The organism is Aeromonas sp. 602396, assembly GCF_049173735.1.
GTDB lineage: Bacteria > Pseudomonadota > Gammaproteobacteria > Enterobacterales > Aeromonadaceae > Aeromonas > Aeromonas veronii_A.
Window position 1 is genome coordinate 15038 of the sequence record NZ_JAAKSD010000002.1, and the last position, 14283, is coordinate 29320.

Genomic DNA, 14283 nt, shown 5'->3' on the forward strand with positions numbered 1-14283 from the left:
CGAAGGCATCAGAGAGTTTGACGGCGCGAAGTTTGTCGCCCCTCTCAAGGTCAACTATTGGACTCGTCCATGCCTGTTCTGCAAGAAGTGCGTGAAGCGCCCGAAGTGGCAATTCATCTGCGACAGGTGTGCGAGGTCGATGAAGCAACGGGATAACTAACAAGGATCGTTATGTTGAAACAGCAGGCCCGCAGTGCCCTTGAGGGGTACTTCGATGTCACGCTCACCCAGTTGGCCGAGCGGCATCCATTCACTTATGCGGGCATCAATGAAGTTGGCCGAGCGGCATCCATTCACCTACGCGGGCTTCAACGAAGATGGCTGCGTGGACATCTTCATCTACTACGTTGAGCCCAACGAAGAGGTCATTCACCTCGACTTGGCTATCTTGAGCCACGCGCATGGTCTCAGTGGTGTGACCCTCAAGCATTGCATTCTCGTCTCCAATCAAGGCCCGAGTTTGCGTTACGAGTTCTTCACCAACTTGGCCCAAGCAAGACTCCCCATCCTGCCACATCACCCGCTTGGGATGATGATGCCGGTCGTGTCCGTGCCGGTGGCCTCATTGCAGGAGATCCCAGCATGAGCACCACCCTTGAGCACTGGAAGCGCCTCGTCACCCAGAAGCACCTGTTCTACCGCCCGTCCTTCACCTTCCAGTGGACGGATGAACTGGACGCCCGTTTGCGGGAGTGCATCGAGGAAGGTCTGTCGTATGGCAGCATCAACATTCTCTTGGGCCTGTCACCTGATGACGCCGTTATCGGGCGGCGGCGGTGGTGTGAACGAGCGAATGACCGGAGGGGCTGACCTAGTGGGGACGCCCCTTCTTCATGTCGAGGCCAAGCGCGTGGAGCGCCTCAACTTCTTGGAGGCGATGGCGCAAGCAGAGCGCAGCTTGGCCAGAAGCAGAGGGCCGGAAGTGCCGGTGGTCATCAACCGGCGCAACCGAATGACAACAGACGACAGCCTAGTCGTGATGCGCCTCAAGCACTGGCGCATTCTCTACTTGGCTCTCTTACATCTTGAAGGGATTCACCATGTTTGAAGTCACAGCGAATACCGTGGAAGACCAACTGGACGAGGGCGTGTTCCGCGCGTTGGTTTCGGTCAAAGGCGATCAGGTCGTGACCAACTCTCGCATCATTGCGGACATCTTTGGAAAGAGCCACAAGAACGTGCTGCGAGCCATTCGTCAGCTCCCATGCAGTGAAGTTTTTAGTCGTCGCAATTTTGAGCCGACTGATTTCATTGATAAAAATGGCGACATACAACCTCAGTACCTGATTACTCGCAACGGCTGTGTGTTCCTTATCATGGGCTTTACAGGAGCCAAAGCGGGCGCATTCAAAGAGGCGTTCATCAACGCCTTCGACTGGATGGAAACCATGATCCGCAAGCGTGACGAGTTGAATCGGCGCATCAACGATCACACTCTCCGCGCAATGGACTCGGCAAACGAGGGGAGTATCCACGGGCGCGGGTTGGCAAAGCGCAGGGTTGATAAGCGCACCTTGGCTCTCGAAGAGTTCCAACTCCGAGGGGAGGTGCAACAGAGCCTCTCGTTATCATTGGGGGCACAATGAACCGCGACCGCCACAACTCCTTGGCTACGCCGTGGACGTGGTTCGCTATGCCTGGGGAGTATGCGTGGTGCAATCCGCCGTACAGCAACATTGGCCCATGGGTGGACGCAGCGAACGAGGCCAGAGCGGAAGGCATCGGGACGGTCATGCTGGTCATGCTCGACCAATCAACCGGCTGGTTCAAGAAAGCGAAGGCGACTTGTCAGGAGGTGGTGGTTGTAACAGGCGGGCGCTTGTCCTTCCTGCACCCCGAGACCGGCGAACCGGCGCGAGGCAACAACAAGGGCAGCATGTTCTTGGTGTGGCACCCCTTCGGTCGGGGCGCTATGCAGACGAGCTACGTGGAGCGGGACGCCCTCATGGCTTGCAATGACGATCCATTGCTACCGGTGAAGGCCGTCTCTTCGTTCTAATAGAAAGCCCCTCAATCGAGGGGCTTTTTGTTGGCATGGTCAATCCCAATTTTCTTCTTTCACTTGGCCAACCTCGGTTCGCCGGACTCCCTTCATCTTGGCTCTCGCTACCTCCACCATCGGTTGTGTGTAGCGCATGACGGTCTTTTTATCTCGGTGGCCCGTGAACATCATTACATCCGAGACGGTTAGACCGAAAAAGTTCTGAGCCCTGGTGATAAAGCCGTGCCGGAAGTTGTGAGGGTGGACATGATCTCCAAGTCCTGCCTTCTCGCGGGATCTAATGAACATGACACTGATGCCATTAGGGCGACTAAATCGGCAGAGTCGCTCGGTATCCTTACGACCACTCTCCAAATGCTCTTTGATGACTTGCTCCAGCAAGAGTCGGCAATCATCGGTAAAGGTTCTCATTCGTTCGTCATGTGTTTTCGCATCGGGGAAGTCTGCAATGTTATCCTCTAGCCGCACATCGCAGGGACGCAAACTCCAGATCTCTGCTCGCCGCCAGCCGCTCTCCATCAAGAGCCGAATTATCCAGCGGTTCTTTTCCCTTGTGGCTTCTAGTAGCGCCTTGTAATCCGAGGCGGTAATAGGGCGCTTCACTGATGTGCTTTCGCCCTTTACCTTGAGGTTGGCAAGCGGGTTAGACTCCACTCGTTTGAGCAACGACTTGAGGTAGATTACCTCACGGCGGATCGTATTCCAGTGTCGTGTCTTCAATGCCTTCTCTATGTATTTATCCACATCGCTTTTGGTCAGTCGCTCTGGGATGCTCTTACCGAATGTTGGCTTGAGGTGCTTATAGTGGCCCTCTTCGCGCTCGATAGTCGATGGCCCAACAGCTCTTAGTAGGTGTGCTTTGTGCAGGTCATCAACAGTCACTGACTCTGGCACGTTACAAACAACTGCGTTCCTTGACTCAACCTTATCGACCCACACTCTTGCTTCCTCCATGGAAGGGAATGTCTTCTGTAATCTATCTGATTTTGAACCGTTTTTCACCAAAACACGAACTCTGATAGTTCCACTTTTCAGTGTGTCGAAACTTGCCATGATGTCTCTCCTTGTTCATCAATAACCCGAAAAGTAAATCAAATTATTCGGGTGACTGTTTTAATGTATATAAAGGGCGATACCAAGACAACATTTAGGTTGCTGTGACCATGAGATTGGTCACATGTGGTCATGAGGGTGGGTTAGCGAAGTTACAAGTGACTGCTTTTGAAGCAAAAAAAACCGGCCAAAAGGCCGGTTGAAACAGTTCAGGCTTGTCAGGTGACAAACGTATCCAGCGGATGAGAGTCGCTTTCCACTCCTTGTGAAGTACAACCCTCTTGGTTACGTGCCATTACTATATGCCATCCACACTGAATCGATGCTGAACCACGGATGTTTCAGTTTCACTCCACCTTACAATCAGATGGTAATCCCCATCGACTGGCGCAGGTAAGCGCCAGCGCCGAGCAGGCCAGGCCCTTCATGGGTGATCAGGAATACCGGAATATCCTTGAGGTAGGATTTGAAACGGCCCTTGTCTTCAAAGGCAACCCGGAAACCGGAACTGGTGAAGAACTCCTGGAAGCGCGGCACTATGCCCCCTGCGATATAGACGCCGCCAAAGGTACCCATATTGAGCGCCAGGTTGCCGGCAAAGCGGCCCATCAGCACGCAGAACAGGCTCAGGGTGCGGCGGCAATCCAGACACTCGCCCGCCAGCGCACGTTCGGTAATGTCTTTAGGGGCGAACGGCTCCGGCTCACGACCATCGGATTTCACCAGCCCGCGATAGAGATTGACCAGGCCCGGGCCGGATAAGAAACGCTCGGCCGAGACATGGCCCAGTTCGCCACGCATCACCTGCAGCACCGCATCTTCCTCTTCGGTGTTGGCGGCAAAATCCACATGACCCCCTTCGCCCGGCAGGCTCAACCACTGATCGCCCGCCTTGACCAGATGCGCAACCCCAAGGCCGGTGCCCGCTCCATAGATGGCGATGGGTTTGCCAGCTACCGGTGCGGCGCCGCCCAGCTGGATGCGATCCGATTCGGCCAATACCGGTACCGCCATCGAGACCGCGGTAAAGTCGTTGATTACTTGCAGGCGCGCCAGCCCGAGATTGCTCTGCATCTCGCTGATGGAGAACTCCCAGCTGTGGTTGGTCATGGCGACCCAGTCACCATTGATGGGGCAGGCGATGGCGATGCAGGCTTCAGCCACCTCGACCTTGTGTTCCTCCAGATAGAGGCGAACCACGGCTTCAAGGCTGGGATGGGCCAGACCTGAGTAGGTCTTTGCCTGAGAGATAGTACCGGTGGCCAGCTCACACAGGGCCAGACGCGCATTGGTACCGCCGACATCGCCGACCAGCGCATGGGTATGCTGCATAACAACTCCTTCGTTACAGGATGGGGACGACTGTGGTGTCCCGACATTATTGTTGGATTATGACGGCCCATTCTATCCGAGCTCAGGCTCACTCACCCGCCGGATCGATACAAACGTGCGCCTGCTCACAGTGTTGTTGCTTTGCAACATTTGTAAGCGGTTTCACAGTGAGGTGACGTTTTGTAACGAAAAGTACGAAATAATTAGAGATGAGTCATACTTTGTACGGCAGGCGTTAGTTGCGATAACCGCTTGTCTTGTATAGTCATCAGCTTGATTGGAAACCTGCTTAGCCGTAGATTTAGTGCAAAGACACTGAAGCTAAATTACAAAAACGTCTGGTGGTGATGATGAATACCCTTGATAAAATTACGAACAACCTGGAAAGTTTCAGTAAATCAGAACGCAAGGTTGCCGAGGTGATCCTGGCGTCTCCCCAGACCGCCATCCACTCCAGCATCGCCGCCCTGGCCAAAATGGCCGACGTCAGTGAACCGACCGTCAACCGTTTTTGCCGTCGCCTCGATACCAAAGGCTTCCCCGATTTCAAACTCCATCTGGCCCAGAGCCTGGCCAATGGCACTCCTTACGTCAATCGTCATGTGGAAGCAGAAGACGGCCCCGATACCTACACGGCCAAAATCTTCGAATCCACCATGGCTTGTCTGGATGCAGCCAAGAACAGCCTGGATATCTCGGCCATCAACCGCTGTGTCGATATCCTGACCCAGTCCAAGAAGATAAGCTTCTTTGGTCTTGGTGCCTCCTCAGCCGTTGCCCGCGATGCCCAGAACAAGTTCTTCCGCTTCAATATCCCGGTGGTGAGCTTTGACGATATCGTCATGATGCGCATGAGCTGCATCAACAGCAGCGAAGGGGACGTGGTGGTGCTGATCTCCCATACCGGCCGCACCAAGGCGCTGGTCGAGATCGCCGCGCTGGCGCGCGAGAACGACGCCACCGTCATCGGCATGACCGCCAAGGATTCCCCACTGGCGCGCGAGTGCAACCTGGTGCTCTCCATGGATGTGCCGGAAGATACCGATGTCTACATGCCGATGGCTTCCCGCATCGCCCAGCTGGCGCTGGTGGATGTGCTGGCAACCGGATTTACCCTGCGCCGGGGGATGAAATTTCGTGAAAACCTGAAGAAGGTAAAAGAGGGATTGCGCGAATCCCGCTTTGAAACACCACACTCTTCCTGAATCGTCGGGGGCTTTGGCCCCCGACTGTCTATGCCACCCTCCTTGGTGTAGTCTTGATGTGGTATTGTAACTTAATAACAAAAACCACCCGGATGGTTTGCAAGCGGGTGCATCGAGCCATCGGTTTGATGGGGCAGAATCTCAAGTTATCTCAACTTCATATTGGAGTCTTTCATGCCTAGACGTACAAAGATTGTAACCACACTTGGTCCGGCCACCGACCGCGAAGGGATCCTCGAAGGGATTATCCGCGCTGGTGCCGACATGGTGCGGATGAACTTCTCTCACGGCACTCCTGAAGATCATATCCAGCGCGCCAATCAGGTGCGTGACATTGCTGCCAAGCTCGGCCGCCACGTTGCCATCATGGGTGACCTGCAAGGCCCGAAAATCCGTGTATCCACCTTCAAGGATGGCAAGATCTATCTCGCCATCGGTGACAAGTTCGTGCTGGATGCAGCCCTAGGCAAGGGTGAAGGCTGTCAGGAGCAGGTTGGTATCGACTACAAGAGCCTGCCAAACGATGTAGTGCCGGGCGATATCCTGTTGCTGGATGATGGCCGTGTGCAGCTGAAAGTAGAGAGCGTCGAAGGCACACGTATTCTGACCACTGTCACCGTGGCTGGCCCGCTCTCCAATAACAAGGGCATCAACAAGAAAGGGGGCGGTCTCTCCGCGCCGGCGCTGACCGAGAAGGACAAGGAAGATATCAAGACTGCTGCCCGCATGAACGTGGACTATCTGGCGGTCTCCTTCCCCCGTTGCGGCGATGACCTGCGTTATGCCCGCGAGCTGGCTCGCGAAGCTGGCTCCAATGCCAAGATCGTGGCCAAGGTCGAGCGCGCTGAGACCGTCGCCACTGACGAAGCGATGGAAGATATCATCCTCGGCTCTGATGCCGTTATGGTTGCCCGTGGCGATCTGGGCGTCGAGATCGGTGACCCCGAGCTGGTTGGCGTGCAGAAGAAGCTGATCCGTCACTCCCGTCGTCTCAACCGTGTGGTGATCACCGCTACCCAGATGATGGAATCGATGATCAACGCGCCGCTGCCGACTCGTGCAGAGGTCATGGACGTCGCCAACGCCGTGCTGGATGGTACCGATGCGGTGATGCTCTCTGCCGAAACAGCAGCCGGTCAGTTCCCCATCGAGACAGTGACCTCCATGGCGAGCGTCTGTGTCGGTGCCGAAAAGCACCCGAGCCTGAACGTCTCCAACCACCGCATGAGCTACACCTTCACCTCGGTGGAAGAGGCGGTTGCCATGTCCACCATGTACGCAGCCAACCACCTGGAAGGGGTCAAGGCGATCGTGGCGCTGACCGAATCGGGCACCACTCCGCTGCTGATGTCCCGTATCAGCTCCGGTCTGCCGATCTTCGCCATGTCCCCCCACAACAAGACCCTGGCCTGGGCCAACCTCTACCGTGGTGTGACCCCGGTGCTGTTCGACGGTGACGAGACCAAACCGGTCTACGAAGTGTGCCGCGACGCGCTGGCCGTGCTCAAGGAGAAGGGGCTGCTGCAAAGCGGGGACATGGTACTGCTGACCCACGGTGACAAGATGGAAACCGTCGGCAGTACCAACACCTGCAAGGTGATGATGGTCGAATAAGCCCGTCCGGTTTCACAGTGTTCAACAAGGCTGCTCCTCTCTGATGAGCAGCCTTTTTATTAACGGCTGTCGCGCTTTGGCGGGATAAACAGGACTCAATGATTGCTTAACCGGATTCCCCTTCCGATAATGCGGGAGTGATTTTCACCGGGTAGCCCGTTGTAGGGGATCGCACCGGGTAACCCAGACACTCGACAATACGGGAGTGAAAAAATGAACAAGCGTAACTGGTTGCTGGCCCTGTCACTGACGTTGGTGGTGTCACCCAGCCATGCCGACTGGGAGAAACTGAAGGCTGCCGCCGCCGATCTCGGCACCGCCGTGAGTGAGACTAGCAAGGAGGTATGGCAGGATGTCAGCGACTTCTCCAAAAAGAGCTGGGCCTCCATCTCTGCCTGGGGTGAAGAGGCGTTCAATACCGCCGGGGTCTGGACCGACAAGAGCATCGCCACTGGCAAGGAGTGGCTGAAGGTAGCCGACAAGAAGCTCGACGAGATGCTGGAGCCCAAAACCCCGCAGGAGGCGCGGGTGGCGCTCAACACCATGGCCGACACGGCACTGGTGCGCCTGTTCAATGAACAGCCTTCAGCCAAGTTGCTGTTTGACAAGGCGTATGGCTACGCAGTATTCGATTCGCGCAAGTTCTCCCTGATGCTGCATACCAATCAGGGCGCCGGGGTGGCCATCAATCGCAAGAGTGGCAAACACACCTATATGAAGATGTTTGGCGCGGGGCTGGCGGCCGGTATCGGTGGCAAGTTCTATCAGCAGGTGATCCTGTTTGAAGACAAGGCCAGATTCGATGCCTTCGTGACCCAGGGTTGGGAGGCCACTTCCGAAGTGGGTGTGGTAGCTGGCAAGGAGAGCGCCGAGCTCACCGCCAAATACAACGGCGGCATGGCCATCTACCAGATCGGCGAGAAGGGATTGCTGTTCGATGCCAACATCTCCGGCTCCAAATACTGGATCGACAAGGATTTGAGTCAGTAACCATTCAGGCGGTGAGCCCTCGGCATTTGCCCGGCTCACCGTGCGGCAGTTGCAGTCAAAGATCGCCCGCACTCATCCTGCGGGCGTGCTTGTTTGTGGTGGCGTGATGCGGGTGTTGGATGGCAAAGCGCCTTTTCCCGTGCGAATGCTGGGGACAAAAAGCCATCGCTCCCCTTGGCCGCAACCGGTATAATGCGCGACCCGAATTGTTCCAGGTGGTTAAAATGCAGCCGGTTACCAACCTTTTCTCCTATCCCCGCTATTGGGCCGAGTGCTACGGCACGGCGCCCTTCCTGCCCATGTCCCGCAAAGAGATGGACAAGCTCGGTTGGGACAGCTGCGACGTCATTCTGGTGACGGGGGATGCCTATGTGGATCACCCGAGCTTCGGCATGGCGGTCATCGGCCGGATGCTCGAAGCGCAGGGTTTTCGGGTCGGCATCATCGCCCAGCCGGACTGGTCATCGAAGGATGACTTTATGCGTCTGGGCAAACCGAACCTCTTCTTCGGGGTGACCGCGGGCAACATGGACTCCATGATCAACCGCTACACCTCCGACAAAAAGCTGCGCCACGACGACGCCTACACCCCGGGGGATGTGGGCGGCAAGCGGCCGGATCGCGCGACTCTGGTCTATACCCAGCGCTGTAAAGAAGCCTTCAAAGAGGTGCCGGTGGTCATCGGTGGCATCGAGGCATCCCTGCGCCGCATCGCCCACTACGACTACTGGTCCGAGACCATCCGCCGCTCCATCCTGCTCGATGCCAAGGCCGATATCCTCATCTACGGCAACGCCGAGCGGCCGCTGGTGGAAGTCGCCCACCGCATCGCGGCGGGGGAGACCATCGAGACCATGCAGGATATTCGCGGCACTGCCGTCATCCGCAAGGAGCCGCTGCCGGGCTGGAAAGGGGTGGATTCGAGCAAGCTCGACCAGATTGGCCGCATCGATCCCATCATGAACCCCTATATGGAAGGGGCCCCATGCTCTGACGATGCGACCGAATCGGCACCTGCCGCGCAGGAAGCCCAGCCCGTGCTGGTGCAGCCGGCCAAACCCAAGCCGTGGGAAAAAACCTATGTGAAGCTGCCGGCGTTCGAGCGGGTGAAAGAGGACAAGGTGCTCTACGCCCACGCCTCGCGCATTCTGCACCACGAGACTAACCCCGGCTGTGCCCGCGCCCTGTCGCAGGCTCACGGCGATCGCATCGTCTGGGTCAACCCGCCCGCCTTCCCGCTGGAAACCGAGGAGATGGACGGCGTATTCGGCCTGCCCTACCAGCGGGTGCCGCACCCGGCCTATGGCAACGAGAAGATCCCGGCCTTCGAGATGATCAAGACCTCGGTCAATATCATGCGCGGCTGCTTTGGCGGCTGCTCCTTCTGCTCCATCACCGAGCACGAAGGGCGCATCATCCAGAGCCGCTCGGAAGAGTCGATCCTCAAGGAAATCGAAGATATCCGCGACAAGGTGCCGGGCTTTACCGGCGTCATCTCGGATCTCGGCGGCCCCACCGCCAACATGTACAAGCTGCGTTGCAAGAGCCCGAAGGCCGAGCAGACCTGCCGTCGCGCCTCCTGTGTCTGGCCCACCATCTGCCCGCATATGGACACCGACCACAGCCCGACCATCAACCTCTATCGCAAGGCGCGCGACCTCAAGGGGATCAAGAAGATCCTCATCGCCTCCGGCGTGCGTTACGACATCGCGGTGGAAGATCCCCGCTATATCAAGGAGTTGGCCAAGTACCACGTCGGCGGCTACCTCAAGATTGCGCCGGAACACACCGAAGAGGGGCCGCTCTCCAAGATGATGAAGCCGGGCATGGGCAGCTACTACCAGTTCAAGGAGCTGTTCGACAAATACTCCAAAGAGGCCGGCAAGCAGCAGTACCTGATCCCCTACTTTATCTCCGCCCACCCGGGCACCACAGATGAAGACATGATCAATCTGGCGCTCTGGGTCAAAGAGAACCGCTTCAAGCTCGATCAGGTACAGAACTTCTACCCGTCGCCGCTCGCCAACGCCACCACCATGTATTACACGGAGAAAAACCCGTTAAACAAGGTGAGCCGTACCGGTGGCGATGTCTTCGTCGCCAAGGGCGAGCGCCGTCGCCGCCTGCACAAGGCGCTGCTGCGCTACCACGATCCGGCTGGCTGGCCGATGATCCGCGAAGCCCTGCTCGCCATGGGCAAGGGCCACCTGATTGGCAGTGGCCCCGGCTGTCTGGTGCCTGCGGAAGGGCGCAACGAGCGCGCCGCCAGCGGCAAGGGGATGAAACCGGCCCTGACTCGCCATAGCAACATCAGTCACCAGCGTGGCAATGGCACAGGCAACAAGCCGGTGGGTTCCCAGCTGCAGAAAGGCGCTGGCAACGGCAAACCGGCCGCACAGGGCGAAGGCAAGAATGCTGGTAAGGGTAAACCTGCCGGAAAACCCGCTCATAAGGGCAAGGCGCCAACCCGCGCAGGCTCTGCCAAACCCGCCGCTCAGGGCGGCAAGCCAGCTGCCAAAGGAAATGGTGCCAAGCGACCGGCGCGGTGAGTTTTCCTGACTGGAAAACGATAGAAATAAAAAGGCGACCAGATGGTCGCCTTTTTATATTTTAAATACAGCGATATAAATAAGTTATCACCTATGATAGGTTATAAAGCCAGATACTTCTTAATTTCAAACTGTACTAAATCATCTTGTTTATTAAGATATTCCATAAAGGAATCGTTAACAAAAACATGCCCAAAAGAATCGATTTCTATATTATTTATTTGTCCATCCAGCTCAAATTTTCTTATTATCGCACCGCTTAACCCCAACCTTGTTAAATTAGTGCTAGCCTTCCTAACTGTACCATAAATAAACATGTTGTATTCATCTTCGGATACAATGCCAAACTCTTTTAATATGGCTACATATTCATTTAGTTTATATGAAAGAAAGTCACTTTCCATCTTAATTTTAACTAGAGCTAAATTCACCAATTCCTTTTTATTTTTCGTCGATAAATCTATATAAGTCCTTGTGCCGCTAGTGTTGCCATCCTTGTTAACTTCACCATATGAACGACCAATATAAAATAAATTATTGCCGGTATCGGTTGCATTTTTATAAAAATATCTGACTGTTGAGTTAATATGTTCTTTAAGGGTTAGCGTGTGAATATTTTTGACGAACGACCGGTAATAATTTTGGGCTTTTTCATTTTTAAGGCGAGAAAATGATTGATCAAGGATTTTATTTTCAAATCCAGAGATGAAAATATGATATAACTTCTCTATTGTATCCATATCAACAAAGTTAGGATGTGCTTTAATACTCTTAACATTATTCGTTATTTCATCAAATGCATCATCTGGATCAATATATGTTAAATGCAATCCTGACTCAAAAAAGAGAATTTTTAATCTCTCTAGTTCTGAGCTTGGTAGCTCAGTTAAAAAATTTTCCCTTTCAATGATAGATAAGGCTTTTTCTTTTGCCTTTATAGCTGCATCGATGGAATCTAAATTAGTTGATGTATCAATTATGTTTTCAAATTTCGTAATGTCAAAATTTAGTAATGTTGGGTTTTTAACTTCATCATCATTAATACGTCCTGCCTTTAACTCCTTAATTTTATTACTCATGTTGCTATTTTTTTTATTGAACTCCTCAGTGTTAATAAAGTGTACGGAGGGTTTTAATTTAGAAAGGTTAGGGGCGTCACCACTAAATACCTCATTAAGTCTGTTTACTCTACCAATCAGATTGGTGAGTTCTTTTGCACCTAGGGAGTGTGTATTTAAAATGTATAAATTATCTATAGGTAAATTCACGCCTTCAAGGATTACTGAGTTTGCAACTATAAAGTTCAGCTCGTTTATAGTACGGAATTTAAACTCCAAATACTCTTTTATCAGGTCAGGTAGTTTCCCATGAATATACAGCATTCCCCTTTTCACTAATTCAACGCAGTAAAAGTCTTCATGTACATTTTTCGATATAACTTGGGCCAATTCTTCTAGTTCTTTAGTGATTGAAAACGTCAGGGGGTTTGCTAAAAGTCCTGCAAATTCTTCAACCTTTTTAGGTGCTCTTAGATAAATGAAATTTTTACTTTTTGCATTGGAAAAAATATAAGAAAAGACGGTGGTTTTCTCTTGCTGTTCAAAAAATTCATTAAGGAAACGATTGTATTTGTATACAGAACCATCCAATCTAAATTCACTAATATCAGGTTCTTTAATATTGAATTGAATTTTTCTTGTTTCTATCCTTTGCTGCTCTTCAAATTTCAAGTTATTACTATCATTTATCAATGGTGAGAAATAATAGAGGTGAGAGTCTGATTTTCTCATTCTAACTCTACGAATTAATCGACTTAATAGAATACTCCTAGATGATGACTCAAAGAGATTATGAGCCTCATCAATTAATAGAACATCAACCTGCATATTATTTTGACTTTTTAAAAGTCGTAGCGCTCGTTCTTGAGTAAATACAGCTATGAAACTATCTTCGCCATCATACATTTCATCATGGAAAATTACTTTTCTATTTGTAAAGAAAGAGCTTATCAATTTGTAGGTTTGAGTGAGTAGTGACTTAGTTGGAACGATAATGAATATTTTTCCTGATGTTATATTTTTTATGAGTTCCACTATCATTGCACTTTTACCAAATGATGTCGGTGCTATATAACAATTATCATTTGCACTACTTTCAATTAATTGATTTCTATATTTGTTTTGCTCTAGTGTCTCTGTTATATCATTGTATTTGAATTTTTTCAGTCCATTGGCTACAAGTTCATTAGAAAAGCTATTTTCAATAAGGCCATTATCTATAATGAACTTAGAGATAGGATAAAATCCCAGGTTAGTACTTAGATCAAATAACGGAGTGTAATTATTACTTTGTAATGAGTATGATAGGATTAAGAAGTATCCAAACTCCAAGAAAGAAGCTCTCCTTCTATCTCTTTCAAACTCTTTAATTAGAAGAATGGCAACTGATAATGCATATGTGCTCTCCTTCTCATTTAAGTTAATGTTATTAGCTAATTTTTCATTTATTTCATAAAAACGTGAATCTTTACTTAACCAAGTTAACGTATCTGAATTGCTCACGATTCACCTCTAAGATATAGCAGGAATGAATTATAACTTGCCTTTGTTATACAGATAGCTTTCGTTGACTTAGCTGTTAATGATTCAAAAAAAACATCATCAGTTCTTAATATTTGATGAGAGAAATTAGAATCCCAACCGTTCATCAAAAAGATACTTGAGCATGGGATGATGTTAAACTTATCTACTTTTCCAAACTCACCGTTATCAAAAAGATCTGATAGTTCTTTAATTTTTTTTCTAATCGTTTTGCTAGTGCCAACATCCGCGTGGCATGCATGGTTATAAGCGTTTCTCCATGGGTTATTTTTACTTTTTCTACTATCTCCAGCTATTACAGATGATATGTCACTGTATGCTTCTTTTATTTTATTCTTGTGGCTAATTCCAACTGTAGAGGCCAATCCTGATTTACTTTCAACTAGATATTCTTCTGTTTCACTGGAAAAGAAACCATCAAATCCTTTTTTTATTGATCCTTCCTCAAGATTGAAAAATAGAAATTCTTGCTTTAATTTCATTTGCCTTAAATATAAATGAACAAAAAACTCTGCAACAGCTCCTATTTTAGTTCGCTCATCCTTGGTCTCGAGGAATTTGAGAAAATTAGACTTAACCAAATCCAGATCGGAGTCACTATCTCCCTCACATATTTGGACTAACTGGTCATCTATTTGTTTAGTGATTTCTGGTGTTAAATTAATGAAATCTAATACATGTAATTCAACATTGTTAGAAAACCTTTTAATTTCAGGAATAATCAAAATTAAATCCTTACTTAATAAGCCCAAAAATTAAGAAATCTGAGACACCCACCCTTCTTAACAAGGTGCTGTGCAGCCAAATTGCAGGCTACCGCCCGTGGATTACAGCTTCCAATATGCTCCATTGACCAACGAGGGCAGCAACCCATCGCAGCTCAACAGGTTCTGGATGGCTATGGTAAGCCAAACGAAACTGCCGAGGCGAGCCTTAAA

General features: G+C 51.1%; 11 protein-coding genes and 1 pseudogene. 8 read left to right on the forward strand and 4 right to left on the reverse strand.

Features of this window, described 5'->3' with window-relative positions; all coding sequences use genetic code 11:
• The first annotated feature begins 268 nt into the window (after nucleotides 1-268).
• From G5229_RS03780 to G5229_RS03795, 4 genes are all read left to right on the forward strand, one after another.
• Nucleotides 269-586 (forward strand): hypothetical protein, encoded by a 318-nt coding sequence (locus G5229_RS03780; protein WP_421208545.1) that lies wholly within the window; start codon nucleotides 269-271, stop codon nucleotides 584-586.
• The gene (locus G5229_RS03785; RefSeq protein ID WP_421208546.1) at nucleotides 583-810 is read left to right on the forward strand and encodes a hypothetical protein; all 228 of its coding nucleotides are present in this window, start codon (nucleotides 583-585) and stop codon (nucleotides 808-810) included. Before G5229_RS03780 ends, G5229_RS03785 begins: the two co-directional genes overlap by 4 nt.
• 230 nt (nucleotides 811-1040) lie before the next feature.
• Nucleotides 1041-1586, forward strand: a complete 546-nt coding sequence (locus G5229_RS03790; RefSeq protein ID WP_421208547.1) for a Rha family transcriptional regulator — start codon at nucleotides 1041-1043, stop codon at nucleotides 1584-1586.
• On the forward strand, nucleotides 1583-1999 hold the full coding sequence (locus G5229_RS03795) for a phage N-6-adenine-methyltransferase (protein ID WP_236269204.1): 417 nt from the start codon (nucleotides 1583-1585) through the stop codon (nucleotides 1997-1999). Before G5229_RS03790 ends, G5229_RS03795 begins: the two co-directional genes overlap by 4 nt.
• A 39-nt stretch (nucleotides 2000-2038) precedes the next feature.
• Here G5229_RS03795 and G5229_RS03800 read toward each other — a convergent pair whose 3' ends face one another.
• Together G5229_RS03800 and glk are read right to left on the reverse strand one after the other, a co-directional pair.
• Complete coding sequence (locus G5229_RS03800) at nucleotides 2039-3055, reverse strand: tyrosine-type recombinase/integrase (RefSeq protein ID WP_421208549.1); 1017 nt, start codon at nucleotides 3053-3055, stop codon at nucleotides 2039-2041.
• Nucleotides 3056-3418: 363 nt separating this feature from the next.
• Nucleotides 3419-4390 (reverse strand): annotated as a pseudogene (gene glk / locus G5229_RS03805) (glucokinase); the annotation flags it as partial.
• Between the two features lie 344 nt (nucleotides 4391-4734).
• Between glk and G5229_RS03810 the strand changes: the two are divergent.
• From G5229_RS03810 to G5229_RS03825, 4 genes are all read left to right on the forward strand, one after another.
• A complete protein-coding gene (locus G5229_RS03810) occupies nucleotides 4735-5592 on the forward strand; it encodes a MurR/RpiR family transcriptional regulator (protein WP_005347620.1) in 858 nt (285 codons plus the stop codon).
• A gap of 174 nt (nucleotides 5593-5766) precedes the next feature.
• Nucleotides 5767-7206: a pyruvate kinase gene (pyk, locus tag G5229_RS03815; RefSeq protein WP_421208551.1), complete on the forward strand. Its 1440-nt coding sequence runs from the start codon at nucleotides 5767-5769 to the stop codon at nucleotides 7204-7206.
• Nucleotides 7207-7419: 213 nt separating this feature from the next.
• Entirely contained in the window at nucleotides 7420-8196 is a 777-nt protein-coding gene (gene befA, locus G5229_RS03820) for a beta cell expansion factor BefA (RefSeq protein WP_323912847.1), read from the forward strand.
• 224 nt (nucleotides 8197-8420) lie between these two features.
• Nucleotides 8421-10745 (forward strand): YgiQ family radical SAM protein, encoded by a 2325-nt coding sequence (locus tag G5229_RS03825; protein WP_421208553.1) that lies wholly within the window; start codon nucleotides 8421-8423, stop codon nucleotides 10743-10745.
• Between the two features lie 101 nt (nucleotides 10746-10846).
• Here G5229_RS03825 and G5229_RS03830 read toward each other — a convergent pair whose 3' ends face one another.
• Together G5229_RS03830 and G5229_RS03835 are read right to left on the reverse strand one after the other, a co-directional pair.
• Entirely contained in the window at nucleotides 10847-13306 is a 2460-nt protein-coding gene (locus tag G5229_RS03830) for a DEAD/DEAH box helicase (RefSeq protein WP_421208554.1), read from the reverse strand.
• The gene (locus G5229_RS03835; RefSeq protein WP_421208556.1) at nucleotides 13303-14070 is read right to left on the reverse strand and encodes a hypothetical protein; all 768 of its coding nucleotides are present in this window, start codon (nucleotides 14068-14070) and stop codon (nucleotides 13303-13305) included. The genes G5229_RS03830 and G5229_RS03835 overlap by 4 nt, the downstream gene beginning before the upstream one ends.
• Nucleotides 14071-14283 lie beyond the last annotated feature (213 nt).

Coding starts and splice junctions, on each gene's coding strand:
- G5229_RS03780 (WP_421208545.1), top strand. CDS start 269: ATGAAGTTGGCCGAGCGGCATCCATTCACCTACGCGGGCTTCAACGAA.
- G5229_RS03785 (WP_421208546.1), top strand. CDS start 583: ATGAGCACCACCCTTGAGCACTGGAAGCGCCTCGTCACCCAGAAGCAC.
- G5229_RS03790 (WP_421208547.1), top strand. CDS start 1,041: ATGTTTGAAGTCACAGCGAATACCGTGGAAGACCAACTGGACGAGGGC.
- G5229_RS03795 (WP_236269204.1), top strand. CDS start 1,583: ATGAACCGCGACCGCCACAACTCCTTGGCTACGCCGTGGACGTGGTTC.
- G5229_RS03800 (WP_421208549.1), bottom strand. CDS start 3,055: ATGGCAAGTTTCGACACACTGAAAAGTGGAACTATCAGAGTTCGTGTT.
- G5229_RS03810 (WP_005347620.1), top strand. CDS start 4,735: ATGATGAATACCCTTGATAAAATTACGAACAACCTGGAAAGTTTCAGT.
- pyk (WP_421208551.1), top strand. CDS start 5,767: ATGCCTAGACGTACAAAGATTGTAACCACACTTGGTCCGGCCACCGAC.
- befA (WP_323912847.1), top strand. CDS start 7,420: ATGAACAAGCGTAACTGGTTGCTGGCCCTGTCACTGACGTTGGTGGTG.
- G5229_RS03825 (WP_421208553.1), top strand. CDS start 8,421: ATGCAGCCGGTTACCAACCTTTTCTCCTATCCCCGCTATTGGGCCGAG.